This window comes from Bordetella genomosp. 11 (assembly GCF_002261215.1).
GTDB lineage: Bacteria > Pseudomonadota > Gammaproteobacteria > Burkholderiales > Burkholderiaceae_B > Bordetella_C.
On sequence record NZ_NEVS01000004.1, the window covers coordinates 1,712,366 to 1,738,433 of the forward strand.

Here is a 26,068-nt window from a genome sequence, read left to right on the forward strand (position 1 = left end):
GGGGATATGAAAGCCTCCGCGCGGGAGGCGCTAGAGATCGAGAACCAGCTCCGGGTCCAGGCTCCCGGAGCAGCAAATCATCATGCTCGCGCCCGCGGCCTTCTCGGTGTCGCTCAGGACCTGGTCGCGGTGATCGGGACGGCCGGCCAGCACGGCGGTTTCGCAACTGCCGCACACACCCTGGCAGCAGGCGTGGGGCGGCTGCTCGCCCGCCTCCAGCAAGGCCTGGAGAATGCTTTGGCCAGGCAGGACCGGCACCGTGCGGCCCGTGCGCGCCAGACGGACCGAATAGCCGCCCGCCGCGGCCGGTGCCTCATCCGGCGCGAACTGTTCGGCGTGCGCCCGCCCCGGCGCCAACGCGGCGGCATGCTCGCGGAATGCCCGCAGCATCCCGCCCGGCCCGCAGCAATAGACGTGCGCGTCGGCCGGCAGTTGCGCCAGGGCCTCCGCGATATCCAGCCGCCGCGGCACATCGCCCGCATCGAAATACAGTTGCACGCGGGGGTCTTCGCGCAGTTCGTCCACATAGGCGGCCGCGCCGGGATGGCGCGCGCAGTAGTGCAACCGCCAGCTTCGGCCCAGCGTTTCCAGGCGGCGGATCATGCAGCGTATGGGCGTGATGCCGATGCCCCCGGCGATGAAAACGGACGCCGGCGCTTCTTCAACCAGCTCGAACAGGTTGCGCGGGGGATCGGCCTGCAGTGCCTGCCCGACGCGCGCCGTTTCATGCAGGTAGCGCGAGCCGCCCCGGCTGTGCGTATCCCGGTTCACGGCAATCACGTAGCGATGGCGCTCCGCCGGGCAATTGGTCAGCGAATAGCTGCGGGACAGGCCACACGGCAGATGCAGCGTCACGTGCGCCCCCGCGCTGAAGGGCGGCAGCGTCCCGCCCCCATCGTCCACGAGTTCATAGCTGTGTATGCCGGACGCTTCCTGCGCGATGGCGCGGATGCGAAGCTTCAATCGGGATTCCATGGTCATGCCGGTCACGGTAATGAATGCTGCGGATCAACCGGCCTTGATGCCGGCGGCGCGCGCGATATGCCCCCACTTGTCGTATTCGGACAGGAAGAACTTGCGGAAATCGTCGGAGGAACCGCCGGCAACCTCCGCGCCTTGCGCGACCAGCTCCTTCTGCAATGCCGTATCGGCCAGCACCAGGTCGGTCGCGTGCGCCAGCCGCGCCACGACATCGGGCGGCATACCGGCCGGGCCGAGCAGGCCGAACCACGTACCCGCCTCGAATCCCTTTACGCCGGCCTCCTGCATGGTAGGCACGTTGGGAACGAGTTGCGAGCGCTGGGCGAGCGTGATCGCCAGGGCGTCGAGCTTGCCCGCCTGCACCTGCGGCAGCGCCGACACCAGCACATCGAACATCACATTGACCTGGCCGCCGATGACATCGACCAGTCCGGGGGCGCTGCCCTTGTACGGCACGTGGACCATGTCGACGCCGGCCAGGGACTTGAACAACTCGCCCGCCAGGTGGGCGGCGCTGCCGGTCCCGAAGGATGCGTAGGTAAGCTTGCCCGGATTCTTCTTTGCCGCATCGATCAGGTCCTGCACGGTCTTGAAGCCCAGCTTGGGGTTGGCCACCAGCAGTAGCGGCGCCTTGGCGACAAGCGTGATCGGCGTAAAAGCCTGTACCGGGTCATAGGGCACCTTCGCATACGCGTGCGGCGTCACCACCAGCGGCCCGGCCGCGCTGAACAGCAGCGTGTAGCCGTCCGTCGGCGCCTTCGCGACAAGGTCCTGGCCTATCATGCCGCCCGCACCGGCCCGGTTCTCGACGATCACCGGCTGGCCCAGGCGCTCCGTTAACCCTTTGGCGACCAGGCGCGCGGTGCTGTCGGTCGATCCGCCCGCCGCATAAGGCACGATGAGCCGGATGGGTTTGTCGGGATAGCCGGCCGCGGCGGCACAGGCGCTGAAGGCCAGCGCCAGGCCGGCGCAAAGACCACGTATCAGGGTTTTCATGTTGTCTCCTCGGGGTGAATACGATGCGACGCCTCTGTGGGCGTTCGCGGCAATGCATTGACGGTTTCAGGCGCAGGCCTGGTCGATGTGGCCGGTGACGCTGCCGAAGCGTTCCTGCATGATGTCTTCGAACGACCGCCCTTGCGCCGCGATCCAGCTGCCGGATCGCAGCCGGTAGGCCTGGTGGCGCCAGGGCGCCTGCGGCTCGATACCCTGCGCCAGGGCGCGCGCCCCCGCGATCAGGGTGCGGCGAAAGCGCACGATGGCGGCGTCCGTCGCGGTCAGGTGCTCGCGCGTGCGATCGGCGATGCGGCCCTGGCTTTCCTGGATCATCGCGTCCTGTTCGGCCACGCCGCGCACCCCGGTATAGGTTTTGTGCTTCTGCTCCTGCCGGTCCAGCAGGTAGCCGTTGGATAAGTTGCGCAGCGGAATGAAGTGTTCATCGACTTCCGCCACCACGCCGTGCCCACTCTTGAGCTGGTGGATCTCTTCCTGCGTCAGGTCGCGTTCGGGATTCCACACGTATGTGTAGATCCAGCACGCGTGGTCGTCGATGGGCACGAAGGTGTAGCCGAAGTAGTTTTCGCCGGGCAGTGTCGACGGCGTGGTGCTGTGCGACGGCAGCGCGAACTGGGCCGTGCGCCAGTAGATATCCTGTCCGTCGGCGCGCCGCGCGCCGCCCACCACGAAGCCGACATCGTGATCCAGGATCGAGAATTTCGGCATGGGATCGCGCCGGATCCAGGCCAGCCGTCTTTCATCGGCCGGCGCGTCGGCGTTCTCATTGGAGGGCACGCCCGGCGCCGGCATGTGCAGAAACGAGAAGTGGGACGTGTCCAGCGCGCCTTCCAAGGCTTGCGCCCAGTTGCATTCCTGCCGCTTCTTGGTCACGTAGCGGCGGCTGGCCGGCAAGGTGCCGAATTCCAGCATCGGCACCTCGGGTAGCCGTCCGTCATCCGGGCGCGGCCCCATATAGGCCCAGACGATCTCGCCGAATTCGCGGGTCGGATAGGCCTTGATTGCCATGGTCTTGTGGTAGTTCGAATCCGGTGCGACATTGGGCAAGTCCACCGCTTTGCCGTCCACGCCGAACTTCCAGCCATGGAATACGCAGCGCAGGCCGCAGTCCTCGTTGCGTCCGTAGTACAGGTCCGCGCCGCGATGCGGGCAGACGGGTTCCACCAGCCCCACCCGTCCTTGCGTATCGCGAAAAGCCAGGAGCTTTTCGCCCATGACCTGCACGCGCACCGGCGGGCCATCGGGTTCGGGCAGTTCGCGCGAGAGCGCGACAGGCTGCCAATAGCGTCGGAAGTACTGGCCCATGGGTTGGTCCGGGCCGGTGAGCGTCAGCAGGTCGTTATCGGGGGCGGTCAGCATGGGATATCCATCGGCGGAAAGGTTGACATCGGATTCAGGCGGGACGGCGGATACCGTAGGGGGCACCCCACTCCAGGCAGTCGTCCGTGGGGCCGGAGGGCTCGAACTCGCAGCCGACCCAGCGGTCCCACCCCAGCGCTTCCAGCTGCGCGAAGAAGAAGGGGAAATGGATCTCCCCCGTACCGGGCTCATGGCGCCCCGGGGCATTGCCGATCTGGATGTGGCCGATGTGGGGCCACGCCTGCTTCAGCGTATTGGTGAGATTGCCCTCCTCCATCTGCACATGGAAGGTGTCGAAGCACAGCTTCACATTGGGCCGGCCCAGCGCTTCTATCAGGGCCACGCCTTGCTCGATACGGCTGTAGAAATAGTCCGCGAAGCGCGCGCGGCAACAGGGTTCCAGGATCAGGGTCAATCCTTCGCGCTCCAGCAACGCGGCCGCGTAATCGAGGTTGCGCAGGAAGGTCTCGCGGCAGCGCTCGTGTTCCGTTCCCGGGGGGACATTACCGGCCATCGCGTGGATCATGGGCTTGCCGACCTGCATCGCGTAGGCGACGGCTGTTTCCACACTGCGGCGGAAGTCATCCTCGCGCCCGGGCAAGGCGGCGATGCCGCGTTCGCCGGCGGCCCAGTCGCATGGCGTCAGCACCTGCACCAGCCGCAAGCCGTTCTCGTCCAGCAATCCGGCGATCTTGCGCGCGGGATACTCGTAGGGAAAGGCCACCTCCACACCCTGGAAGCCCGCGCGCGCGGCGGCGCGGTACCGTTCCAGCATGGGCAGCTCGGTGTACATCCATCGAAGATTCGGATCGAAACGCAGCATCGTCGCGGCCTCCTAGCGCGTCCCCTCGTGATGGGGGAATAGGCGGTACTGTAGGGAGGGCACTCCGGCGGATCAATCCAATTCGCCCAATCCTTGAATGAGGAAAGCTTATAGATGGCCTGGGGACCGCTCGCGCGGGGCCGGGTTAACCCTGGCGTTCAACGGCGGCGTTGTCGCTCATAATCACCCGATAAGAAACCCTGCGGCCCGGCTCCGGGACGCCCTGTGGCTCCTCCGCGGGCCGTGGCGTCCACCATCCGGCTCGACGGGGCAATCCAAGGGCGCAGCATGGAATTGAAATGGCTGGCTGATTTTCTGAGCGTGGCCGAGACGCAGAGCTTTTCGCGCGCGGCGGGCCTGCGGCATGTCACCCAATCGGCCTTGAGCCGGCGCATCCAGCAACTGGAACAGTGGCTGGGGGTCAGCCTGTTCGACCGCACGGTCACGCCAGTGCGGCTTAGCCGCAGCGGCGAAGACCTGCTACCGCGCGCGCGTGAATTGCTGCATCTTTTGCAGACGACGCGGGCGGAGATCGGGCGCCAGGAAACCGTGGTGGAAGATGTGCTGTCGTTTTCCATGCTCAGCACCCTGTCCCTGACCTTTTTCCCCAATTGGGTGCAATCGCTGGGCGATGCCTGCGGCAGTTTCAGCTGGCGGCTCAACGACGCCCATACCCCGATGGCCGAGAACGTGGCCAGCCTGGCCAGCGGCGAAAGCGATTTCCTGCTTACCTACGCGCATCCCCTGGTGCCCTTGGGCATGGATGCCGCAAGCTACCCCTTCCATAGCCTGGGCTACGAAAAAGTCCTGCCCGTGAGCGTCCCGGATCGCGACGGCAAACCGGTGCATGCCATACGCAAGGACGGGCCGGCCATCCGCTATCTGAGCTACGGCCCCTCGGCCTTCCTGGGCAATGCGCTGCGCGAGGTGCTGGCGCAGCGCCCGCTGCCGCTGAAAACGGTCTACCAGAACGCCGTGGGGGCCGGGCTGAAGGCCATGGCCTTGACCGGCGCCGGTGCGGCGTGGATCGCGGAAAGCCTGGTCCGGGCCGAGCTGGACGCCGGCACGCTGGTCGCCGCGGGCGATGGCTCGTGGACGCTGGACGCCGAAATCCGTATCTATCGTTCGCTGGCGAACAGCCGGCCCGTGGTCGAGCGGTTCTGGTCCGCCGTCGGCGCCAGCCTGGCGCGGCGCCAGTCGGAGGACTGGATCGGCGCCGCGGCATAGCCGCTGGGGTTCCGCGCATGGCCTGCCGCCCCGGACCCTGCCGGCGCGGGGCTCCTTCCCGTGTCAACAGGCCCTAGGCCGCGCTATCCGCCGCCGCGCCATGGTATGGCATGTTCGCGTTCAGCAAGGCGCGGGAGTACGGCTCGCGCGCGCGGCCATGGCGGACATCGTCCTCGCTCATTTCCTCGATCAGGCGGCCGCGGTCCATGACGGCGACCCGATCGCACAGGTGGGCGACGACGGCAAGGTTGTGGCTGACCATGATGTACGTCAGGCCGCGCTGCGCGCGCAGCGTCTTCAGCAGGTTAAGGATCTCCGCCTGCACGGACACATCCAGCGCCGACGTGGGTTCGTCCAGCAGCAGGATTTCCGGCTCGATGATCAGCGCGCGGGCGATGGCGACGCGCTGGCGCTGCCCGCCCGACAGTTCGTGCGGATAGCGGTAGCGGAATGCCGGGCCCAGTCCGACCGCCAGCAAGGCCTCGTCGACGCGCGCCTGGCGCTGGTCCATGCCATGGATAACCAGGGGCTCCAGCAGCGCCTGCTGCACCATCTTGCGCGGATGCAGGCTCGCGTAGGGGTCCTGGAACACCATCTGGGTGCAGCGGTAGACCGCCTTGTCGCGCGCGCGCCCCACTTCCTTGTCCCGCAGCAGGATAGAGCCGTGGTAATCGGCATTCAGGCCGGCGATGGCACGCAGCAGCGTGGACTTGCCGCAACCGGATTCGCCGATCAGGCCGAAGGACTCCCCTGCCAGCACCTGGAACGAGACGTCGTCGACCACCGTCCTGGCATCCTCGCCTTCGCCGAACGCCACGCGCAGGCCTATCGTCTCGACGATGCGTTCCCCCGGCCGTATCATGCGCGCCCCTCGCCGGCGGGCCGCACCGGAAGCAGCCAGGCAGGATCCCGCGCCACGGTGGCCAGCGTATCGACCTTGCGGTCCAGCCGCGGCAGGCAGTCCAGCAAGGCCCGGGTATAGGGATGGCGCGCGTGGCGCAGTGCGCTGGCGGGAATGTCCTCCAGGATCTGGCCGGCGTACATCACCAGCACGCGATCGCAGAAATCGGCCACCAGGTTCAGGTCGTGGCTGATGAACAGCAGTCCCGCGCCCCGCCGCGTGACCAGGTCGTCCAGGATGCGCAGCACCTGCCGCTGCACGGTCGCGTCCAGCGCCGATGTCGGCTCGTCGGCGACGATCAGGTCGGGCTCGGGGATCAGCATCATGGCGATCATGACGCGCTGGCCCATGCCGCCGGAGACCTCGTGCGGATACTGCCGGAACACGCGCTCCGGATCGCGGATATCCACGGATTCCAGCATCTGCAGCGCCTTGACGCGCGCCTGCGCGGCGCTGGCGCGATGATGCAGCCGGTACGCCTCGGTGATCTGGTGGCCGATCCGCATAAGGGGGTTCAGGGAAAACTTCGGGTCCTGCAGGATCATCGAGATCCGGTTGCCGCGTACGGCGCGCATGCGCCTTTCCGAGGCGGCCAGCAGGTCGATGCCGTCGAAGTTGATCTTGCCGGCCTCGATCCGCGCGGCCTTGGGGGCGAGCTTCATGATCGAGCGGCCCGTCAGCGATTTGCCCGAGCCCGATTCGCCGACGATGCCTACCTTCTGGCGTCCGATGGCGAACGAAACGCCGCGCACGGCATGGTGGCTTTGGCGCGCGCTATCGAAGCGCACGTTCAGGTCTTCGACTTCCAGCAGCGTGTCAGCCATTGCGGGGATCCATCATGTCGCGCAGTCCGTCGCCGAATAGATTGAACGCCAGCCCGGCCAGCAGGATGGCGCAGCCCGGGACGGCGGCGATCCACCACGCCGTCATCAGGAACTGGCGGCCGGACGACAGCATGGCGCCCCACTCCGGACTGGGCGGCTGCGCACCCAGGCCCAGGAAGCCCAGCCCCGCCGCGGTCAGGATGATGGACGCCATGTTCAGGGTCACGCGCACCACCACGGATGTCAGGCACATGGGGACGACGTGGCCCAGGATGATGCGCGCCGGCGATGCGCCCTGCAGCCGCACCGCCGCGATGAAATCCGACTTGCGTATCGCCAGGCTTTCGGCGCGGGCCAGACGGGCGATGGGCGGCCAGGAGGCCAGGGAAATCGCCACGACCGCGTTCTCGATGCCGGGTCCCAGCGCGGCGACGAATGCCAGCGCCAGTATCAGGCTGGGGAAGGCCAGGAAAATGTCGACCGCGCGCATGATGACGATATCCGCCCAGCCGCCGAAGTAGCCCGCCACGGTCCCCGCCAGCAGGCCGACGGGCGCGACGATGACCGCGGTCAGGCCGACGATGTACAGCGTGATGCGGGTGCCGTAGACCAGCCGGCTGTATACGTCGCGGCCCAACTCGTCGGTGCCCAGCCAATGCCGGGCCGAGGGCGCCTGCAGGCGCGCGGCCAGGTTTTGCGCATAGATGTCGTGGGTGGCCAGCAGCGGCGCCAGGATGGCGATCAGCACGAAAGCCACGATCACGCAGAAGCCCATCATGGCGGGGGGATTGCCCGCCAGGCGGCGCCACCGCAGCCATGCCTGCTGGACGCGGGCATGCCAGGGCGAGCGCGGGATCGGCGCCCTTATCCATTCCGAGAATCGCGCGCGCGGCGGCGCGCCGCCGGTCTTGGTGTGCATGGCGGGCCTCACCGCGTTCTAGGGTCGACGATCCGGTACAGCAGATCGCAAAGAAGGTTCAGGACCACGAAGATCAGGCCGATCAACAGGGTGCAGCCGACCACGGCATTCATGTCGCCGGCCAACAGCGCATTGGTCAGGTAGCGCCCGAAGCCGGGCCAGGCGAAGACCGTTTCGATCAGTACGGCGCCTTCCAGCAGGAAGGCGTACGACAGCGCGACCACGGTGACCACCTGGACGGCGACATTGCGGAAGGCGTGTATCCACACGGTACGCGCCCAGGACAGTCCTTTGGCGCGCGCCGTGACCACGTACTCCTGGCCCAGTTGCTCGATCATGAAGCTGCGGGTCATGCGGCTGATATACGCCATGGCGCTGAATCCCAGGATGGACGCCGGCAGGACGATGTGGCTGAACACATTCGCGAAGACATCCCAGCTACCGGACAGCGCCGCGTCCAGCAGGTAAAAGCCGGTGCCATCCGCCAGGTCGAATTCGTAGGCCAGGTCGATGCGTCCCGGCCCGCCGATCCAGCCCAGCGTGCCGTACAGCAGCACCAGGCCCATGAGGCCCAGCCAGAAATTGGGCGTCGAATGGCCCAGCAGCCCGATGACGCGCACCAGGTGGTCCAGCCAGGTATCGCGATACATCGCCGAGAAGACGCCGGCGGGAATGCCCAGCCCGGTCCCGATGAGGACCGCCACGCTGGCCAGTTCCAGCGTGGCGGGAAACACGCGCGCGATATCCTGCAGCACGGGCTTGCCGGTGGTCAGCGACGTGCCCAGGTCCAGCGTCAGGATGCCGTGCAGGTACGAGCCGAACTGGACGATCAGCGGCTGGTCCAGCCCGAGCTGGTGGTACATCGCGTCATAGGCTTCCTTGGTGACGTTATCCCCCAGCACCGCGACGACCGGATCCAGCGGCAGCAGCCGGCCGATGAAGAACGTCAGCGCGGCCAGTCCCAGCAGCGTGATGCACACCGACAGCAGCGTGCGGCCCGCGGCCCGGGCATTCGCCAGCAGGCGCTTGCGCGCCTGGACGGGATCGGGGCGCCGCGGCTGCCGCGGAGCTTGCGGTTCGGCGAGTGGCGGCGTTGCCGTCGTCATGCGCCCCCCTACTTCGACGCGCTGTCGTAATAGACGCGAAAGCCGTTCCAGGTCCAGTCGTGGACCTCCTTGCGTACGCCGGCCACGTCATAGGTCTGGAACATGACGGCGATCGGCCCCTTCTGCATCCACTCTTCCTGCAACCGGGCGTACATGGCGTTGCGCTTGGCGGGGTCGCCTTCGAGCAACGCGGCCTGGACCTCCGCATTCATGCCCTTGTCCTGCCACGACGTACGCCAGACCGGATATTGGGTGAGCTTGGCCTCGGCGCGGTTGTCGGGGTTGTAGACCATGCGCGAGGCGTTGCCGTGGGCGTCCGGGACGCTGGTTTGCCACGCCTGCATGCCGGTCTGGTATTCGCGGCCGCGGATACGGCTGAACAACTGGCTATTGGCCATGCGTTCCAGCGTCAGCGTCACCCCCACCTTGGCCGCGTTCTGTTGCACGCTTTCGGCGACCGGCGATGCATAGGGCAGCGTGCCGATCAAGACCGAGGCCTTGAAGCCGTTCGGGTAGCCGGCCTCGGTCAGCAGCTGCTTGGCCTTGGCCAGGTCCAGCTTGAAAGGCTCGCCTGCCTTGGCGTCCAGCGCGCCGGTGGCGCCAAGTTGCACGAAGCTGGCCCGCGGTACCCCCATGTAGGCCATGACGGTCTTGCCCAGGCCGTCGTAGTCCACCAGGTAGCGCATGGCCAGGCGGACCTTCTCATTGGCGAAGATCGGATCGGCGGTATTGAACGTCCAGAGCACCAGCTGCGGCTTGAGCACCTTGCGGATGGACAGGTCCTTGGATTTCTCCATCGCGGCCAGGTCGTCCGCACCCAGGTCGCGCGCCACGTCGACGTCGCCCTTTTCCAGCAGCAGGCGCTGCGTGCCGGGCTCCGCCACATGGCGGATGAGTATCCGCTTCAAGGCGGGCTTGGGGCCCCAGTAGTCATCGTTGGCCTGCAGCACCACCGATTCGCCGGCATGCCAGCTGACCAGGCGGTAGGGGCCGATGCAGGCGGTGTTGGTGGTAAGGAACTTGTTGCCCATGTCATTGTTCTGGGCCTTGGACATGATGGTTTTCATGTCCAGCACCGCCGATACGCGGTTCGCCGCGATGGCCTGCAGTACCAGCGTGGTGGGATACGGCTTGTCCAGCTTCAGCACCAGCGTGTCATCGTCGGTGGCGACGATGCGCTGGTCGACGTTGTCCTTGCTGAAACCGTATTCGGTCAGCGCGGCGGCATTGCCGAAGCCCAGCTTGACAACGCGGCGCATGCCCTGCTCCACATCGTGCGCCGTGGCGATATTGCCGGAGGGAAACTTGGCCCCCTTGCGCAGGTGAAAGGTAATCTGCATGCGATCGGGCGACACGTCCCAGCTCTGCGCGAACGACGGAATCACTTTGGACGCATCCTTGGGATCGAACTGCGCCAGCGAATCGCAAATGTTGTCCATCAGCTCGCCGGTGACCACCTCGCCAATCTGCGCGGGATCGAAGGTGCTGATGGCATCGATATTCCACGCCATGACCAGCGCCGACTTCGGCGTCGCGGCCTGCGCGGCCGCGGACAGCAACAGTACCGGTATCCAAAGGAGCGCGCCGGCCCCGAATTTTCTTGCCATGGAAATCCCCTTGATGGCGTGTTCTGCTTGCGTGCCCCCCGCCGGCGGCACGGTGCGATGGCCGATGGCCTATGGTTGACGACTTACGCAGCCTTGGACGGCCGGGGCTGTATCGGCGGGCTGACCGAATCCGGAATCGGGCACACATAGGGCATGCGCTGCGTCCGCTCCTGATGGTCCTTCTTGGCCCTGGCCATCAGCGTTTCGTCGGTCAGTACTTCGAGCGCCGTGCCGGCCATGATGCGGGCCGCGTGCACCATGCCCTTGTGCGCGGCGGGCGATTTTCCCTGCGCCACCACCTGCCAGGAATGGCCCGGCGTGCCGATGGCCTGCGTCGCCACGCGCGCCTGGATCGTCGGCACCACCCAGCTGACGTCGCCGACATCGGTGGAGCCGATCATCAGCTCGCCCTTGGCCTCGATGGGCACGATGAAGTCGCAAAGCGGCGTGGCGCGCGGCTCCACCCCCGCGCGCCGGTACGCGGCGCTGATGTCCTCTTCGCTGAGCGTAGCCTGGATGCTGGCGGCGAATGCCATGTCCTGCGCATCGAAAGGCACCGGCCCCAGCCGCTGCATGACCTGGTACATGGCCGCTTCCAGCGGCTTGTTGGGCAGCATGTTCGACAGCGCGCTCATGATGCTGTATTCGACGTGCGTTTCCGTCATCAGCGCCGCGCCCTGCGCCACCTTCTTGACGCGCTCGTTCAGCGCCAGCATCCCGGGCAGGTCGCGCGCGCGTATGGCATAGCGCACCTTGGCGCTGGCCTGCACCACATTGGGCGCGATCCCGCCGCTGTCGAGCATCGCGTAATGGATACGGGCATCCGAGGGCATGTGCTCGCGCATGTAGTTCACGCCGACGTTCATCAGCTCCACCGCATCCAGCGCGCTGCGTCCCAGATGCGGCGCGGCCGCCGCGTGCGACGCGCGGCCCGTGAAGTGGAAGTCCATGCGCGTGTTCGCCAGCGACTGGGCCTCGTCCACGCGGGTCATCGCGGCCGGATGCCAACTGATGGCGATGTCCACGTCCTTGAAGCAGCCGGCCCGCACCATGAAGGCCTTGGCGGCGCCGCCCTCCTCGGCCGGACAGCCGTAGTAGCGCACGCGGCCGGGCTTGCCGGTCTTGGCCAGCCACGCCTTGACGGCGGCGGCGGCCATCAGCGAGGCCGAGCCCAGCAGGTTGTGCCCGCAGCCGTGCCCGTGTCCATTGGCGTGCACTTCCTTGTGCTCCGTCGCGCCGGCCACCTGGCTCAGGCCGGGCAGCGCATCGTATTCGCCCAGGATGGCAATGACCGGGCCGCCCTCGCCCGCCTCGCCCATCACGGCGGTCGGAATGCCTCCCATATCCTCGGTGACGCGGAAGCCGTACCGGCGCAGCGTCTCGGTGTGGGCGGCGACGCTGCGGAATTCGGTGTAGGCGATCTCCGGCGTCTCCCAGACGCTGTCGCTCAAGGCCGCGAACGCGCCGGTGTGCTCGTCGAAAAAGGGTAAGAGCTGGTCCAGGGATGTCATCGAGATGTCCTTTGCGTCGGGAAATGGGGAGCTACAGGTGTTGGTCCAGGAAGGCTTCGAAAGCGGCGAAGACCGCCTGGCGGTTCGATCGGCGCCCGAAGCCGTGGCCTTCGTGCGGAATGCGCAGGTATTGCACCGGCTTGCCCAGGCCGCGCAGGACCGAATAAAGCATTTCGCTCTCGCCCGGCGTGACGCGCGGGTCGTCCATGCCGTGCACGATCAGCAGCGGTGCCTGCAGGCGGTCCATGCGGTGTATCGGCGAGATTTCGGCGAGCAGTTCCGCGTCGGCGCGCGGGTCGCCGTATTCGGCCGCGCGCAGGTCGCGGCGCCACGGGCCGGTGGTTTGCAGCAAGGTATGGAAATTGGCGATGCCGTAGAAATCGACCCCCAGCTTCCAGCTGCCGGGATAAGCGGTCAGCCCGGCCAGTACCATGAATCCGCCATATGAGCGGCCGAACAGGCCGACCCTGTCGCGGTCCACGTCGGCGCGGCCGTCCAGCCACTGGCGCACCGCGTGCAGGTCCCGCACGCTATCCATGCGGCGGTACTTGTCGTCCAGTTCGTGGTACCGCCGGCCGTAGCCAGTAGAGCCGCGCACGTTCGGCGCGACCACCATGATGCCGCGGCTGGCCAGGTACTGGACGTCGCCGCGGAAGTTGGACGACCAGGTCATGGCAGGCCCGCCGTGCACGATGACGATCGCCGGATAGCCCGAGGGCGGCGGCGGCGTCGCGGGCCGGTAGACGAAACAGGGCACGCCCAGGCCGTCGAAACTGGTCGCAAGGGCCACCTCGGGCTCGATGAAACCCGCGGGCGACAGCGTGCCCGCGTCCGATACCACCAGCGGCGCGGCCTGGGCGTCGGCCGCCCGCGCGGTCCAGATCGACGGCGGCGTGCGCGCGCCCTCGTAGGGGAAAACCAGGGTATCCGTGCCGGGGATCCAGGCGAGCGAACCGGCGATCCCGGGCGGCAGCCCTTCGATGCGGCGGTCCTGCCCGCCGGCCGCATCGCGCAGGCAGAGACGATGCCAGCCGTGGTCGTTCACCACGTAGCCCAAATGGCCATCGCCCGCGACGGCCATGGCCTCGATGGATTTGCCGCTTTCCTCGACCAGCCATTGGACCGCGCCGCCGTCGGCCGGGACGAAGCCGATGCGGAAGTGGTCGCTGTCCTGGTCGCACAATACGTGGAAACCGCTGCCGTCGCGGCGCATGCGCGCGGCACGGTATTCCGCGCGCCCCGTATGCGGCAGCAGGTTCTCCACGCTGCCCGTCCCGATCGTCACGCGCTGCAGGACCTGGTCGTGCGGGCCGCCCGACCAATCCCTGACCAGCAGCGATTCGCCGTCGGGGAAATAGGCCAGCACATCCCGATAGCCCGACGCCACCAGCACACGGGTGGCCGCGCGTGTGGCCACATCCATGACGTACACGTCCATATCCGTCTTCGACCGCGCGTTCGCGCTATAGGCGATATGCGTGCCGTCGGGCGACCAGCAGCCCCAGGCGTGCACCGTGGCGGGATCGTCGGTCAGGGCGACGGGCGTGCGATCGCCGTCGCGCAGCAGCCAGAACCGGTGCCGCTCGTCGCCGCCGCAGTCGGTGGTGAACAGCAGGTCATGCGAACGGGGACTGTACGCCAGCGTGCCCACCGGCTCGTCCATGTCCGTCAAGCGCCGGGCCGCCCCGCCCTCCAGCGGGCGAGTCCATATCTGGTGCGTGCCGCTGGCGTCGCTCAGGTAGGCGATGTGCTTGCCGTCAGCGCGGGGCGTCGGGCGGATGACCGCCTCGATGTCCATATAGGGCGCGATCGACGAGGCGGCCGCGGCGGCAGCGGTGTCTTGCATGGCGTGCGGGTCCGATGAAAGGCTGGGCGCGGGAGGCGGGATCCAGCGATCGAGTATGGAAGCGCGCCCGGTACGCGTCCAATTCGGATATCTCATCGGCCTATGCGCGGGCGGAATAGCCCCCCGGGCGGCGGGACGCCCCGATCCGCGTACGGCCTGAAGACTTATAGCCGTCTCTTATATTTCTTAATAAACAAATATTATTCCGCTGGCGGGCGAGCTGATATGTTTCCCCCTGCCGATACACAAGAAAAACACATCACAGTGGAGACATAATGAAGCTATCCGCCAAACTGGCTTGTGCAATGGCCCCGGCGTTCTGCGCGGCGGCCTTCGCCGCGGCGGCCGCCGGGACCGCCGACTCGCCTCAAGGCCCGGCGCTGTCCTATCCGACCAAGCCGATAACGCTCGTCGTCCCGTTTCCTCCCGGAGGACTGGCCGACCTCGTCGCGCGCCCGCTGGCGACGAAACTGGGCGCGGCGCTCAAGCAGACGGTCATTGTCGAGAACCGGGGCGGCGCGTCGGGCACCATCGGCACCGGCCATGTGGCCAGCGCCGCACCCGACGGCTACACCCTGCTGTTCGCTACCGCGAACGAAATCGGGGTGTGTCCCGTGCTGTACCACAACCTGACCTACAATACCTACCGGTCGTTCACCCCCATTTCGCAGGTGGTCGACTTTCCGGCGGTACTGGTCACCCCGCAGTCCGATCAGGAAGACTTCGCCCAGTTGGTCAAGCGCGCGCGCGCCAAGCCGGGCAAGGTGGCATTCGCGTCGTCGGGCGCCGGCAGCACCAATCACCTTACCGCCGAGGTTTTCCGCAAGTCCGAAGGCCTCGATATCATCAACGTGCACTACAAGGGCGGCGGCCCCGCCATGGCTGACGTCGCGGGCGGGCATGTCGATGCCATGTTCGCCACGCTGCCATCGGCGCTTCCCCTGATCCGGGCCGGCAAGCTGAAAGCCCTGGCGACGACCGGCGCGGCGCGGTCGGCCGTCCTGCCGGACGTACCCACCCTCCTGGACCTCGGCGTCAAGCAGGGCGACATCACGGTGTGGGCCGGCGTGCTCGCACCGGCGGGCCTGCCTGCGGAGATCGCGCAACGCCTGAACGCCGAAATCAAGAAGATCGTGACGGATCCCGAATTCGTATCGTTCCTGCGGCAAAATGGGGCTGACCCGCTCTACTCGACACCGGACTAGTTCGCCAGGAGCATTCGCGCCCACCGCGAGTTCTGGGAACCCATCATCAAAACCGCAGGCATTTCGGTCGGCCAATGAACGCAACCACGCTTATCGGGCAGTTCGCCGAATTCGCGGCCGGGACGGCCGTGGCGGACGTCCCCGCTTCCGCTGTCGACCAGGCCCGCCTATGCCTGGTGGACTGGTTCGCCGTCGGTATCGGTGCCGCCGGAGACGCGCAGGCCGCCGCCGTGGCGAAGGCATTGGAACAAAGACAGGACAACCGGCGCGGCGCGGCGACGCTATTGACGGGCGGCCAGGCCAGTGCGGCGGATGCGGCGCTGGGCAATGGCGTGTTCTCGCACATCCTTGATTTCGACGACACCCATGTGCCTTCCATTCTGCACGGCAGCGGCCCCCTGTGGGCGGCGCTGCTCGCCGTGGGAGAAACGCACGGCATCGCCGAAGATCGCCTGCTGTCGGGCTTCGCGGTAGGTTTCCAGGCCGGGGCGCGGCTGGGCAGCCAGGGCCTGGGCGAGCGGCTGACGCGCCAGGGCTGGCATGCCACGCCCGTGCTCGGACGCGTTGCCGCCGCGGCCGCCATCTCGCATGCGCGGCAGTTCGATCCCGTCACGGCAGCCCATGCGATCGCGCTCGCGGCCTCCCAGGCCACGGGATTCACCCGTTCGTTCGGCTCCATGGCCAAGCCGCTGAATGCCGGCCGGGCCGCATCCGATGCGGTGCTGGCCGCCGATCTGGCCCACGCATCCGTGCAGGGCCCCCTCGGCATCCTGGACGGACCGGACGGCCTGGTCCAGACACTGCTCCAGGACCACGGACTGACACTCGATCATGCGGTCCAGGGCCTGTCCGAACCGCCCTGGGAAGTTTCCAGGAACAGTTTCAAGCCCTATGCTTCCTGCCAATTGACCCACGCGGCCATCGATGCCGCGCGGGCGCTATCGCGCCAGTGCGCCCCGCAGCGCCTGCGCGGCATCCGCGCCCACATACATCCGCTGGCATTGAAAATCGCGGGACGTGCGACGGCGCGGACATCGGCCGAGGCGAAATTCAGCCTGCGCTTCTGCATTGCCCTGGGCCTGAGCGGATATCCCGGCTCCATGCATGATTTCGGCGACGAAAGGATATCCGACCCGGCCTTGCAGTCCCTGGCCGGCAAGGTCGAGCTTATCGCCGATACGACGCAGACGCGCACCTCCGCGCGACTGGAAATCGTCGACGACGACGGGCACGAGGCCGTTCATTCGATTCCCCACGCATTCGGCAGCATCGAAAACCCGATGCGGTGGGAGCATCTGGAACGGAAGTTCTTCGATCTGGTCCACGATCGGCTGCCGGCGGATCGGGCGCCCGCCCTGTTCGATACCCTGTCGAATTTCGGGCAGCCAGGGGGCCTGGCCTATGGCATGAGCCTGCTGCGGCCGGGCGAATAGGCACATCGCGCGGCCATCGCGGCCTTACGTGCCGGGCGCGTAACGCCTGGTCCGCCGCGCGGTAAGCGCGCGCTCCACCACCGTGCGCGTCACCTGGGGAGCCAGCGTCTCGATGAACGAATAGGCATACCGCCTGAGATGATGCTTGCGGCTGACGGCCACATAGGTCGTACTCGCCGGAAACAGATGGCTTACCGAAATGGCCTTCAAGGTAAGGTCGCGCGCGGGGTCGAATACCAGATCCGGCACCACGGCCACGCCCAGGCCGTGTTCCACATAAGCCTTCACGACATCCGCGTTGGTTGCCTTCAGCAAGGCGGGGCCGGGCGGAGGCACCTGGCTGAGCGTGCGCATCAAGGTCTCGGCCGTTTGCGAGGGTTCATACAGCACGATCGGATGCTGGATGATGTCCTGCAGGCTGACCTTCTTCTTGCGCAAAAGCGGATGCCCCTGGTTCACGAGCAGGATGCGCTGGTATGTCTGGAAGGGAATGTAGACCAGCTCGGTATCCCCATCCTTGCATTGACTCAGTATGCCAATGTCGGCGGATCCCGCCACCAGCGCGTCCTGGATGGCCTTGCCGCTTTCGGGCCGGATACTGATGTGCACGTCGGGATAGCCCTCGCGGAATCGCTGAAGCACCGCTGGCAGGCGGAATCGTGCCTGCGTGTGGCTGGCGGCGATCACCAGCGTGCCACTGTTTTCCAGTTGCTGTTCCCCGCCGATCGCCTTGATCTCGTTGACCTCGGACAGGATGCGCTGCGCGCGTTCGATGACCTTCTGCCCATCCGGGGTGATGCCCACCAGGCGGCGGCGTTGCCGCTGGAAGATCGTCATGCCCAGCTCGTCCTCCAGCAGCTTGATTTGCGTACTGATATTGGGCTGCGAGGTATGCAGTACCTCCGCCGCCTTCGACACCTTCAACGCATGCCGGGATACCTCGCAGATATACCTGAGCTGCTGGATGTTCATCGCGCGACCTTTCTATAAGTTTTCCTGATTTTATTTCATAAATCCCTATTATTAACAATCCGGCGCCGATGCTAGGATGCCCCGCATAGCCACACAGGGGCCGAAGCCCTGGAACGGAGAGAGACAAGCATCGTGCGACGTATCGTTCACAACATCCTCGCCGCCACGCTGATGGTGGCATCCACCGGCGCCGGCAACGCAATCGCGGGCACCTACCCCGCGGGACCGGTCACTGTCGTCGTCCCCTTCAGCGCCGGCGGCGGCAGCGACAGTGTGGCGCGTCTGATCAGCGCCAAACTGGGCGAGAAGCTCAAACTAACCTTCATCGTCGAAAACAAGCCGGGCGGTTCCACCAATCCGGCCAACGAATACGTCATTCGCGCCGAACCGAACGGCCAGAAGCTGTTGCTGGGCCAGGTCACCCTGTCGATCAACCCCTCGCTGATGCCCGGCCTGCCCTATGTGCCGCTGCGCGATCTGGTCCCCGTCGCGCACATCGGCGATACCCCCGTGATCCTGGTGACGTCGCCGCAGTTTCCGCCCACCGATCTCGCTTCGCTGATGGACTATGTTCGACAGCGCCCGGGAAAGATCAATTTCGCATCCGGTGGGGTGGGTACCTCCGTGCACCTGGCCGGCGAGCTATTCAAACTGCGGACCGGACTGGACATGGCGCATATCCCGTATCGGGGCAGCGCGCAGATGGTGACCGACCTGATCGGCGGCCAGGTGCAGATGATCTTCAATACCGCTTCCTCCGTCGTGCCCATGATCAAGGCCGGAAAGCTGCGGGCACTCGCCGTGTCGGGCGCGCATCGGCTGCAGGCGCTGCCCGATGTCCCGACGTTCAAGGAAGCGGGCCTGGACAACTTCGATGCGCCCTCCTGGTATGGGCTGATGGCGCCGAAGGGAACGCCCGATCCGATCGTCCGGATCCTGAATACGGCCGTCAACGAGGCCCTGCGGGAACCCGAGGTCAAGGAGGCGCTGTCCGAGATCGGCGTAGAACCCGTCGGTGGAACGCCGGCGGAGTTCGAACATTATCTGCACGAACAACAGACCATGTGGGCGAACGTCATCCAGGCTGCCCACATCAAGATCGATCCATGACACACAAGGATTATCCGAGCATGCCCTCGTCTCTTTCCGAGCAAGAAACCCTGCGATCCGTATCGCCGTCCGATCTGTCGGCCATGCTGAGCGATGGGGCCGAATTGGCCCTGATCGACGTCAGCGAGGAAGGCCAGTTCGGGATGGGGCACATGCTCCTGGCGGTGAATATCCCCTACAGTGTGCTCGAACTCCAGGCGCCCACGCTGGTGCCGCGGAAAAACTGCCGCGTGATCCTGGTGGACCATGGCGGCGGGATTGCCGCGCGCGCGGCGCGCCGCCTGCAGGCGATCGGGTACACCGACGTTGCCGTGTTCGAGGGCGGTGTCGCCGCCTGGGAAGATGCCGGCCACCAGCTGTTCCAAGGGGTCTACGTCGCCAGCAAGGCCTTCGGGGAATGGGTCGAACAGCACTTCCATACGCCGCGTATCCGTCCCGAAGAACTGGCCGCCCTGCTGGAGAAGCAGGCGGACGTGCGCATTCTGGATCCCCGCACCGTCAACGAGCATGCGGCCAACCACGTTCCGCGGGCGGTCAGTTGCCCCAGCGCGGAACTGGTGTATCGATTCGACGATATCGTTTCGTCACCGGAGACCCTGGTCGTGGTCGCCTGCGGCGGTAGAACCCGCGGCATCATCGGGGCGCAGTCGCTGATCAATGCCGGCGTGCCGAACCGGGTCGTGGCATTGGCCGACGGCAATCACGGCTGGAAGCTGGCGGGCTTGGCCCTGGAAGCGGGGTTGCACGAGGGCTACGAGCTTGTCACGGACGAAACGAAACGGCGCGCGAGCCAGCGCGCGAAGCGCATCCGCGACGACCACCGGATCACGCAACTGGACCAGCCCACCCTCCAGGCATGGGTCGCCGATTCCTCCCGGACCACCCTGCTGTTGGACGTACGCACGGCGGAGGAATACGCCGAAGGCCATTACAACGGCGCGCGCCATGCGCCGGGTGGACAACTCCTGCAGGCCACCGATCGATGGCTGGGCACGCTGGGCGCCCGGGTTGTCCTGATCGACACGGACGGAACCCGCGCCGCGGTCATCTGCCATTGGCTGCGCTGCATGAACTGGGATGCCTACACCTTCGTTTACGAAGGCAACGCCGGACAGGCGCCCCAGCCGGATACGGCGGCGCAAGCGCTGCGGAACGCTGGCAGCAAAAGCGCCGACGAAGCGGCCCGCGTGACGGTGCAGTCGCAGGCCGGGGCCATGCGGGAGGCGCGGCATCTGGTGTTCATCAGTCCCCAGGATGCCGCGCTGGCCATGCGTGCCGGGGCGGTCGCGGTCAGTTTCGACCGCAGCGCGGACTACCTGCAGGCGCATCCGGCAGGGTCGATCTGGGCCAACCGGGCGAACCTGGGCCCGGTGCGGGCATTGCTGCAAGGGAAACGCTCGCTCGTGCTGTTCTCGCACGACGGCAGCGCGGCGGAGCTCGCCGCCATCGACCTGGGGGAATCCGCGCCGGATCCCGAACGGCAGGTGCGCATTGTGCGTGGCGGCATGCAGGCGTGGAAGGATGCGGGATACGCGGTCGCCGGTGCCGACGAAGACGCATTGGCGCAGGAAGACAGGATCGACACGCTTTATTGGATGCACGACCGGCGCCAGGGCAACAAGGACGCCATGCGGCGCTATCTGGAATGGGAAAAGGGCTTGCTCGACCAGCTGAAGCGCGACGGATACACGTTTTCGGCACCCGGATCCAGGCAATAATCGGCCGCGGCAAGGAGGAACATACATGGCTGGCTTTATCGACATTACCGCCCAGGATGGCAGAACATTCCAGGCCTGGCTGGTTGAACCGCGCAACGCCGGGACGGGCGCGCATGGCGCCGTCATCTTTCTGGCGGAAGCCTATAACGTGAACGGGTGGGCTCGCGCCACCGCGCAGCAGTTCGCCGACGCGGGCTTCCTGGTGCTGGCGCCCGATCTGTACTGGAGGCAGGCACCGGGCACCTACCTCGAATACACCCCTGCCTCGCAGCAGGTATGCCGGGCCCTGTACGCCAAAATGGATTTCGATGCCGCCATCCAGGACACGGTCGCATGCATGGAACACATCCGGCGCCATCCCGCCAGCAACGGCCGCGTAGGGCTGGTCGGATACTGCCTGGGCGGGAAGATCGCATTCCTGACGGCCGCCCGGGCCGCCCCCGACGCATCCATCGGCTACTACAGCATCGACCTGGACGAGTATTTCGACGAAACCGCCGCGATCGCCTGTCCCAGTGCCTTTCATTTCGGGGCGCTGGACCAGCGCGTTCCCGCGCGCTACGCCGACGAGATCCGGCAACGCAAGCGGCAGGCGCAGGATCTCGATGTACTGGTCTATCCGAAGGCCGGCCATGGCTTCGCCCGTAGCGGCCAGCCGCCCTACGAGCCCGAGTCCGCCTCGCAAGCGAACCGCCACACCCTGGATCTGCTGGGCCGGGCGCTGGCCTAAGGGCCCCGGCGGGCCGCGACGGACCATGCCGGCGCGGCCGCAACGGGCTGGTCTACCGGCCCGAGCCCCCTCGCCTATCTGCGATTGCGCCGCGTCCGGATACGTTCGGCGGCACGCCTGGCCGCCGCGGCGAACTCCCTGAAGCCCGGATGATCCAGGATGGTGTGGTGGTGCGCCATCACGATCGCGTACTCGCCGAAATTCGACGGCGTGCGCAGGATACTGATCGAACCGGCATCCTCGAACTCCCGCGCGGCGCGATCGGGCGCGATGGACAGGCAGTCGCTTTTCGCGACCAGGTGAAGATGCGACAGGAACGACAGCGACGCGATCATCGCCGTCGGTGCCGCGATGCCTTCGCGCGCGAATATATCGTTCAGGGTTTTGCGCGAACTGCTGTGCGAGCGAGGCAGGATCCACGAGTATCCCGCCAGGTCGCGCAGCTCCACGCGGGCTTTCTTCGCCAGCGGATGATGCCTGCCCGCCACCAGGACCACGGCCTCTTCGTACAAGGTCTCCATTGCGAAGCGATCCCCCGCTTCGTCCATGGCGGCCGGGCGCCGGCCGATGAAGCAATCCAGCTCGCCTTCCATCAACAAGGACTGGAACTGATTGGAAGTGCCTTCCAGGATCTCCAGCTGGAAGTGGTCGCCCATGCCCTCCAGCTCGCTCAAGAGTGCCGGCACGAACACATGCGTGACGCGCGGAATGCAGCCCAGCCTTAAGCGCATCCGGTGCGAGGTATTCAGGGTATCCAGCGTACCCAGGGCTTTTTCCGCGTAGATCGCGCTGCCGATCCAATCGCGTGCCTCGGGCAGCACCGTGCAGCCCTTATGGCTGCGCTCGAACAGGCGATGGCCGACGATGAGCTCGGCATCGCGCAACAGATTCGTCACCTGCGGCTGAGGCAGCTCGAGCGCGCGCGCGGCGGCGTGGATGGACCCGAGCCTGGCGACCATCACCAGGGTTTCGATGTGGCGGCGCTCCAGCCTTTCCGCGGATTTCTTCGGCATGCCGGGTCCCGTTCAGATGATGGATTTTGCATATCACTCGATAGCCTATTGATATTCTATTCAGTATCTCCGCGAATCTCTATAGTTCGACCAAAGATCAACGAGCGGAGACAACAACCATGAAGATCTCAAGACGGCAATTCGCCGCGGCCGCGGGCCTGAGCCTGCTGCCCCTGCTGGGTTGTGCGCGCGGCGTAATGGGAGGCGCCGAAGACTTTCCGGCGCAAACGATACGGTGGATCGTGCCCTTCCCCGCGGCCGGCAGCATCGATGGAGTGGCGCGGGTGGTCGCGCGAAAGATGGGCGAGATCCTCGGCCAGCAAATCATCATCGATAACCGGGCCGGCGCCGGCGGCCGTGTCGGCGCCAAGCTGGTCGCGGATGCCAGGCCCGACGGATACACGCAGCTGTTTACGCTGAACACCACGTACACCATCGACAAGGCGCTATTCAAGAACCTGGCCTACGATCCGGACCGCGCATTCGAGCCGGTATCCATCATCGCGGAAACGTCGGAGATGCTTGTCGTCAGCCCGACGCTGAAGGTCAAGGACCTGCGGGCCTTCATGGCGCTGATGAAGGCGCACCCGCGCGAATACAACTACGCGTCCTCGGGGGTGGGAGGATCGCTGCATCTGGCCATGCTCTATTTCCAGTCGCTGACGGGCCTGGAGCTGGTTCATGTCCCGTACAAGGGCGGGCCGCCGGCCGTGACGGACCTGATGACGGGCCGGGTCGCGGCGATGTTCCTGAACACGCCCGCCGCCTCTCCCTATATACGCAATCACCAGATCCAGGCGCTGGGCGTAAGCACGAAAAGCCGTTCGCCCTACATGCCCGATATCCCCACCATCGCCGAGGCCGGCGTGCCCGGCTTCGATATATCGGTCTGGTTCGGCCTATCCGTTCCCGCCGGTACGCCGCGGTCCGTCATCGACAAGATGCACGACGCCGTCGTCAAGGCGCTGGAAGATCCGGGCGTACGCAAGGAATTGGCGAACATCGGGGCCGACCCGGTCGGCGACACGCCTGGCGAATTCGCCGCTCGCAAAGATGCCGAAAGCGCCAAATGGACCAAAGTTTTCAAAGAGAACCACATCACGTTGGAGTAAGGAAACCATGCCGCAAACTGCCTATCACATGCTGGAAGTGCCTCGCCTGCCCCCCAAGCCGCGGACGCGCAGCATGATCGTCATGTCGGAAACCTGCATCCCGCTGCGGCAGACCGAGGACCTGATCGAAGTGGCCGGATCGCTGATCGACTACGCCAAGCTGACCGATCACGCCGGCCTTATCGACCGCCATTCCGAAGCCTGGATACGACGCAAAATCGCCCTCTACAACGACCACGGAATCCCGGTCATACCCGGCGGCATCCCTTTCCAGGTCGCCGTGATCCAGGACAAGGTCAACGAATTCCTGCAGGCGGTGCGCGACCTGGGTTTCGCCGGTGTGGAGATGAGCGAAGACACGATGCCGCCGCTGGAAACGGGCTACCGCGAAGACCTGATCCGCCGCGCGCTGGACATGGGGCTTCCCGTCATGACGGAGATGGGACGCAAGAACGTCGACATCCCCTTCAATGCCGACGAGATCTGCGAACAGATTCTGCGCGACGTCGAACTGGGCGTGTCCAAGGTTTACCTGGAAAGCGCGGAGATCCAGGAAATCTTCGAGGCGGACCCCGCCGCCCTGGACAAGATCGCGAGCCTGGGAAAGAACGAGTTCCTGCTGTTCGAGCTGGGTTTGCAGAACGCCCAGGAGAAGGCCGCATGGCTGGTCGAGCGCTACGGCATGGACATCAACTTCGCCAGTGTGTCGCCCGCCGACGTCGTTCCGGTCGACGCGATCCGCCGTGGCGTGCATCGCAAGGCGGGATTTTCCTACGTCACGCAGTACGGCAGGCAATAGCGCGGCGGACGCGGCAAGGAGACACACCATGGCTGGCGTTCTGACCGGCAAGACAGTCGTCATTACAGGGGCAAGCCGAGGCATCGGACTGGCCGCGGCGCGCCTGTTCGCGGCGCAAGGCGCGTCCCTGGCGCTATGCGCGCGCCAGGCCGGCCCGCTCGCGCTCGCCGCCGCCGAACTGGAATCGGCTTACGGCACGCCCGTACTGGCCAGGACCGCTGACATCCGCGACGACGCCTCGGTACGGGCCTTCGCCGCCGAGGTGAACGCGCGATTCCGCCAGGTGGACGTGCTGGTCAACAACGCCGGCGAATCCTCGCAGCGCGAAGCGGACGGCATCCACTGGCCCGTCAATGCGGTCGACTCGGTCGGACAGGATCTGCCGCCGGGCCGTTTCTCGCTGATCAGCGACGATGAGTGGCGGTCCGCCCTCGAACAGAAGCTGCTCGGCATGGTACGCGTCACCCGGGCATTCCTGCCGCTGCTGCGGCAGGCAGGCGGCGGGAGCATCGTCAACATGGCATCGATCAAAGGACGGCAGCCGCCGCCGCGCGTCGTCACATCCGGCGTCGCCTGGGCGGCCGTCATCAATCTCAGCAAGAGCCTATCCCTGGAGCTGGCCGGTGACGGAATCCGGGTCAATGTGATCAGCGTGGGCGGCATATTGACCAGCCAGATGGAAGCGGGACAGCAGAAGTGGGCGCCCGGCAAAAGCCTTCAGGAGTTCCTGGCGCCTCGTACCGCGAACATTCCGCTCAAGCGGCTGGGAACGGTGGAAGAAGTCGCCCAAACCATTTATTTCCTTGGGTCGCCGGCATCGGCCTACATCACCGGCCAATGCCTGGCCGTCGATGGCGGCGGATCCCGGGCCATCTAAACCGAAACAGGAGCCAGCCATGGCCAACCCTCAAGTCAACGCGCCTGAACATGTCCAGGTCGTGCCCACCGGCGCCGCGCTGGGCGCGGAAATTCGTGGCGTCGATCTCTCTCAACCCGTACCCGAAGCCACCAAGGCCTTGCTGCGTAAAGCGTGGGCGGAACATCTCGTGCTTTTGTGGCGGGACCAGGCGCTGCCGGAAACCACGTTCCTGGATGCCGCGGCGATCTTCGGCGAAACCAAGGAGCCGGCCGCGCGCAAATTCCAGGTCGCGGGCGGCTTTACCGTCGGCGGCAAGCGCATCGCGATCGATCCCCGGGTATCGCTGATCTCCAACCTGGACGAGAACGGCGATCCGGTCAAGGATAACGGCACGCTGGGCAGCTACGAAGTGGTCTGGCATACCGACAACTCCTACGCCGAGGTACCGCCGGCCGGCAGCATGCTGTACGCCATTACGCTGCCCGTCAATGGCGGCGGCGATACGAGCTTCAACAATCAATACCTTGCCTACGAGGAATTGCCGGACGACCTGAAACAGGCCATCCAAGGCAGGCAGCAACTGCACGATGCCAGCCGCAACAGCGCGGGCATCCTGCGGCCCACCGTGAAACTGCCCACCACACCGGAAGAAGTGCCGGGCCCGATACACCCGCTGGTGCGCAAGCATCCCGTGACCGGGCGCCCTGCCCTTTATCTTGGCCGCCGCCGCGATTGGCCTTCGAGCTACATCATCGGCATGAGCAATGAAGAAAGCGAACGGCTGCTCGATCGTCTCTGGGCGCATGCGACGCAAGAGAAATACGCGTGGAAGCATGTCTGGAAGATCGGCGACCTCGTATTGTGGGACAACCGCTGCACCATGCACTTCAGATCGGAGGTCGACCCGAAACAGGCACGCGTGCTTTATCGAACGGTCATCCGCGGCGAGGCGGTCATCGCCGGCTAGGCAGGTCCGCACCCTCCATGCCTCCCGCCGCC

23 protein-coding genes are annotated in these 26,068 nt (G+C 66.1%); 10 read left to right on the top strand and 13 right to left on the bottom strand.

The genetic code is table 11. The features are described from left to right. Positions 1-30 precede the first annotated feature (30 nt). The 4 genes from CAL28_RS15385 to CAL28_RS15400 form a co-directional block, all read right to left on the bottom strand. A complete protein-coding gene (locus tag CAL28_RS15385) occupies positions 31-981 on the bottom strand; it encodes a PDR/VanB family oxidoreductase (RefSeq protein ID WP_176464009.1) in 951 nt (316 codons plus the stop codon). Positions 982-1,008: 27 nt separating this feature from the next. Further along, positions 1,009-1,977, bottom strand: coding sequence for a tripartite tricarboxylate transporter substrate binding protein (locus CAL28_RS15390; RefSeq protein WP_094842183.1), 969 nt, complete (start codon positions 1,975-1,977; stop codon positions 1,009-1,011). Between the two features lie 66 nt (positions 1,978-2,043). Next, a complete protein-coding gene (locus CAL28_RS15395; RefSeq protein WP_094842184.1) occupies positions 2,044-3,354 on the bottom strand; it encodes a Rieske 2Fe-2S domain-containing protein in 1,311 nt (436 codons plus the stop codon). 34 nt (positions 3,355-3,388) lie between these two features. Next, positions 3,389-4,177 (bottom strand): hydroxypyruvate isomerase family protein, encoded by a 789-nt coding sequence (locus tag CAL28_RS15400; RefSeq protein ID WP_094842185.1) that lies wholly within the window; start codon positions 4,175-4,177, stop codon positions 3,389-3,391. A gap of 288 nt (positions 4,178-4,465) precedes the next feature. Between CAL28_RS15400 and CAL28_RS15405 the strand changes: the two genes are divergently transcribed. Continuing rightward, positions 4,466-5,404 carry a LysR family transcriptional regulator gene (locus CAL28_RS15405; RefSeq protein ID WP_094842186.1) on the top strand — a complete coding sequence of 313 codons (939 nt, stop codon included), beginning with the start codon at positions 4,466-4,468 and terminating at the stop codon, positions 5,402-5,404. Between the two features lie 73 nt (positions 5,405-5,477). Here the strand turns inward: CAL28_RS15405 and CAL28_RS15410 are convergent, their stop codons facing one another. The 7 genes from CAL28_RS15410 to CAL28_RS15440 all read right to left on the bottom strand — a co-directional run bounded on the left by CAL28_RS15410 (position 5,478) and on the right by CAL28_RS15440 (position 14,118). Beyond that, complete coding sequence (locus CAL28_RS15410) at positions 5,478-6,266, bottom strand: ABC transporter ATP-binding protein (RefSeq protein ID WP_094842187.1); 789 nt, start codon at positions 6,264-6,266, stop codon at positions 5,478-5,480. Beyond that, entirely contained in the window at positions 6,263-7,129 is an 867-nt protein-coding gene (locus tag CAL28_RS15415; protein ID WP_094842188.1) for an ABC transporter ATP-binding protein, read from the bottom strand. The genes CAL28_RS15410 and CAL28_RS15415 overlap by 4 nt, the downstream gene beginning before the upstream one ends. Beyond that, on the bottom strand, positions 7,122-8,048 hold the full coding sequence (locus CAL28_RS15420) for an ABC transporter permease (RefSeq protein WP_094842189.1): 927 nt from the start codon (positions 8,046-8,048) through the stop codon (positions 7,122-7,124). Before CAL28_RS15420 ends, CAL28_RS15415 begins: the two co-directional genes overlap by 8 nt. Positions 8,049-8,056: 8 nt before the next feature. Then, on the bottom strand, positions 8,057-9,154 hold the full coding sequence (locus tag CAL28_RS15425; protein WP_094842190.1) for an ABC transporter permease: 1,098 nt from the start codon (positions 9,152-9,154) through the stop codon (positions 8,057-8,059). 8 nt (positions 9,155-9,162) lie between these two features. Beyond that, positions 9,163-10,761, bottom strand: coding sequence for an ABC transporter substrate-binding protein (locus CAL28_RS15430; RefSeq protein ID WP_094842191.1), 1,599 nt, complete (start codon positions 10,759-10,761; stop codon positions 9,163-9,165). Between the two features lie 83 nt (positions 10,762-10,844). Further along, entirely contained in the window at positions 10,845-12,272 is a 1,428-nt protein-coding gene (locus CAL28_RS15435) for a M20 family metallopeptidase (RefSeq protein ID WP_094842192.1), read from the bottom strand. A gap of 31 nt (positions 12,273-12,303) precedes the next feature. Next, positions 12,304-14,118: a S9 family peptidase gene (locus CAL28_RS15440; protein ID WP_176464010.1), complete on the bottom strand. Its 1,815-nt coding sequence runs from the start codon at positions 14,116-14,118 to the stop codon at positions 12,304-12,306. 275 nt (positions 14,119-14,393) lie between these two features. Between CAL28_RS15440 and CAL28_RS15445 the strand changes: the two genes are divergently transcribed. Together CAL28_RS15445 and CAL28_RS15450 are read left to right on the top strand one after the other, a co-directional pair. Beyond that, positions 14,394-15,323 (top strand): Bug family tripartite tricarboxylate transporter substrate binding protein, encoded by a 930-nt coding sequence (locus CAL28_RS15445; protein WP_094842194.1) that lies wholly within the window; start codon positions 14,394-14,396, stop codon positions 15,321-15,323. 74 nt (positions 15,324-15,397) lie between these two features. Further along, on the top strand, positions 15,398-16,756 hold the full coding sequence (locus CAL28_RS15450; protein ID WP_094842195.1) for an MmgE/PrpD family protein: 1,359 nt from the start codon (positions 15,398-15,400) through the stop codon (positions 16,754-16,756). A 24-nt stretch (positions 16,757-16,780) separates the two neighbouring features. On the opposite strand, the gene CAL28_RS15455 is transcribed toward CAL28_RS15450, so the two are convergent. After that, positions 16,781-17,728, bottom strand: a complete 948-nt coding sequence (locus CAL28_RS15455; protein ID WP_094842196.1) for a LysR substrate-binding domain-containing protein — start codon at positions 17,726-17,728, stop codon at positions 16,781-16,783. A 132-nt stretch (positions 17,729-17,860) separates the two neighbouring features. Here CAL28_RS15455 and CAL28_RS15460 point away from each other — a divergent pair, with 132 nt between their 5' ends. The 3 genes from CAL28_RS15460 to CAL28_RS15470 are packed head-to-tail and all read left to right on the top strand — an operon-like array spanning position 17,861 to position 21,286. After that, on the top strand, positions 17,861-18,838 hold the full coding sequence (locus CAL28_RS15460) for a Bug family tripartite tricarboxylate transporter substrate binding protein (protein WP_254926139.1): 978 nt from the start codon (positions 17,861-17,863) through the stop codon (positions 18,836-18,838). 20 nt (positions 18,839-18,858) lie between these two features. Beyond that, on the top strand, positions 18,859-20,556 hold the full coding sequence (locus CAL28_RS15465; protein WP_176464011.1) for a rhodanese-like domain-containing protein: 1,698 nt from the start codon (positions 18,859-18,861) through the stop codon (positions 20,554-20,556). Between the two features lie 25 nt (positions 20,557-20,581). Further along, positions 20,582-21,286, top strand: a complete 705-nt coding sequence (locus CAL28_RS15470; protein WP_094842198.1) for a dienelactone hydrolase family protein — start codon at positions 20,582-20,584, stop codon at positions 21,284-21,286. A 74-nt stretch (positions 21,287-21,360) separates the two neighbouring features. Here CAL28_RS15470 and CAL28_RS15475 read toward each other — a convergent pair whose 3' ends face one another. Then, positions 21,361-22,299 (bottom strand): LysR family transcriptional regulator, encoded by a 939-nt coding sequence (locus CAL28_RS15475; RefSeq protein ID WP_094842199.1) that lies wholly within the window; start codon positions 22,297-22,299, stop codon positions 21,361-21,363. Between the two features lie 119 nt (positions 22,300-22,418). On the opposite strand from CAL28_RS15475, the gene CAL28_RS15480 reads away from it, so the two are divergent. Genes CAL28_RS15480 through CAL28_RS15495 form a run of 4 tightly spaced genes read left to right on the top strand, consistent with a single transcriptional unit; the run spans position 22,419 to position 26,036 of the window. After that, a complete protein-coding gene (locus CAL28_RS15480; protein ID WP_094842200.1) occupies positions 22,419-23,411 on the top strand; it encodes a Bug family tripartite tricarboxylate transporter substrate binding protein in 993 nt (330 codons plus the stop codon). Positions 23,412-23,418: 7 nt separating this feature from the next. Next, positions 23,419-24,210, top strand: a complete 792-nt coding sequence (locus CAL28_RS15485; RefSeq protein WP_176464012.1) for a phosphosulfolactate synthase — start codon at positions 23,419-23,421, stop codon at positions 24,208-24,210. 28 nt (positions 24,211-24,238) lie between these two features. After that, positions 24,239-25,087 (top strand): SDR family NAD(P)-dependent oxidoreductase, encoded by an 849-nt coding sequence (locus tag CAL28_RS15490; RefSeq protein WP_094842202.1) that lies wholly within the window; start codon positions 24,239-24,241, stop codon positions 25,085-25,087. A 19-nt stretch (positions 25,088-25,106) separates the two neighbouring features. Next, the gene (locus tag CAL28_RS15495) at positions 25,107-26,036 is read left to right on the top strand and encodes a TauD/TfdA dioxygenase family protein (protein WP_176464013.1); all 930 of its coding nucleotides are present in this window, start codon (positions 25,107-25,109) and stop codon (positions 26,034-26,036) included. The last annotated feature ends 32 nt before the right edge of the window (positions 26,037-26,068 follow it).

What these genes read in the sequence shown, in the direction of transcription:
- CAL28_RS15385 (WP_176464009.1), bottom strand. Translation starts at nt 981, where the DNA reads ATGACCATGGAATCCCGATTGAAGCTTCGCATCCGCGCCATCGCGCAG.
- CAL28_RS15390 (WP_094842183.1), bottom strand. Translation starts at nt 1,977, where the DNA reads ATGAAAACCCTGATACGTGGTCTTTGCGCCGGCCTGGCGCTGGCCTTC.
- CAL28_RS15395 (WP_094842184.1), bottom strand. Translation starts at nt 3,354, where the DNA reads ATGCTGACCGCCCCCGATAACGACCTGCTGACGCTCACCGGCCCGGAC.
- CAL28_RS15400 (WP_094842185.1), bottom strand. Translation starts at nt 4,177, where the DNA reads ATGCTGCGTTTCGATCCGAATCTTCGATGGATGTACACCGAGCTGCCC.
- CAL28_RS15405 (WP_094842186.1), top strand. Translation starts at nt 4,466, where the DNA reads ATGGAATTGAAATGGCTGGCTGATTTTCTGAGCGTGGCCGAGACGCAG.
- CAL28_RS15410 (WP_094842187.1), bottom strand. Translation starts at nt 6,266, where the DNA reads ATGATACGGCCGGGGGAACGCATCGTCGAGACGATAGGCCTGCGCGTG.
- CAL28_RS15415 (WP_094842188.1), bottom strand. Translation starts at nt 7,129, where the DNA reads ATGGCTGACACGCTGCTGGAAGTCGAAGACCTGAACGTGCGCTTCGAT.
- CAL28_RS15420 (WP_094842189.1), bottom strand. Translation starts at nt 8,048, where the DNA reads ATGCACACCAAGACCGGCGGCGCGCCGCCGCGCGCGCGATTCTCGGAA.
- CAL28_RS15425 (WP_094842190.1), bottom strand. Translation starts at nt 9,154, where the DNA reads ATGACGACGGCAACGCCGCCACTCGCCGAACCGCAAGCTCCGCGGCAG.
- CAL28_RS15430 (WP_094842191.1), bottom strand. Translation starts at nt 10,761, where the DNA reads ATGGCAAGAAAATTCGGGGCCGGCGCGCTCCTTTGGATACCGGTACTG.
- CAL28_RS15435 (WP_094842192.1), bottom strand. Translation starts at nt 12,272, where the DNA reads ATGACATCCCTGGACCAGCTCTTACCCTTTTTCGACGAGCACACCGGC.
- CAL28_RS15440 (WP_176464010.1), bottom strand. Translation starts at nt 14,118, where the DNA reads ATGCAAGACACCGCTGCCGCCGCGGCCGCCTCGTCGATCGCGCCCTAT.
- CAL28_RS15445 (WP_094842194.1), top strand. Translation starts at nt 14,394, where the DNA reads ATGAAGCTATCCGCCAAACTGGCTTGTGCAATGGCCCCGGCGTTCTGC.
- CAL28_RS15450 (WP_094842195.1), top strand. Translation starts at nt 15,398, where the DNA reads ATGAACGCAACCACGCTTATCGGGCAGTTCGCCGAATTCGCGGCCGGG.
- CAL28_RS15455 (WP_094842196.1), bottom strand. Translation starts at nt 17,728, where the DNA reads ATGAACATCCAGCAGCTCAGGTATATCTGCGAGGTATCCCGGCATGCG.
- CAL28_RS15465 (WP_176464011.1), top strand. Translation starts at nt 18,859, where the DNA reads ATGCCCTCGTCTCTTTCCGAGCAAGAAACCCTGCGATCCGTATCGCCG.
- CAL28_RS15470 (WP_094842198.1), top strand. Translation starts at nt 20,582, where the DNA reads ATGGCTGGCTTTATCGACATTACCGCCCAGGATGGCAGAACATTCCAG.
- CAL28_RS15475 (WP_094842199.1), bottom strand. Translation starts at nt 22,299, where the DNA reads ATGCCGAAGAAATCCGCGGAAAGGCTGGAGCGCCGCCACATCGAAACC.
- CAL28_RS15480 (WP_094842200.1), top strand. Translation starts at nt 22,419, where the DNA reads ATGAAGATCTCAAGACGGCAATTCGCCGCGGCCGCGGGCCTGAGCCTG.
- CAL28_RS15485 (WP_176464012.1), top strand. Translation starts at nt 23,419, where the DNA reads ATGCCGCAAACTGCCTATCACATGCTGGAAGTGCCTCGCCTGCCCCCC.
- CAL28_RS15490 (WP_094842202.1), top strand. Translation starts at nt 24,239, where the DNA reads ATGGCTGGCGTTCTGACCGGCAAGACAGTCGTCATTACAGGGGCAAGC.
- CAL28_RS15495 (WP_176464013.1), top strand. Translation starts at nt 25,107, where the DNA reads ATGGCCAACCCTCAAGTCAACGCGCCTGAACATGTCCAGGTCGTGCCC.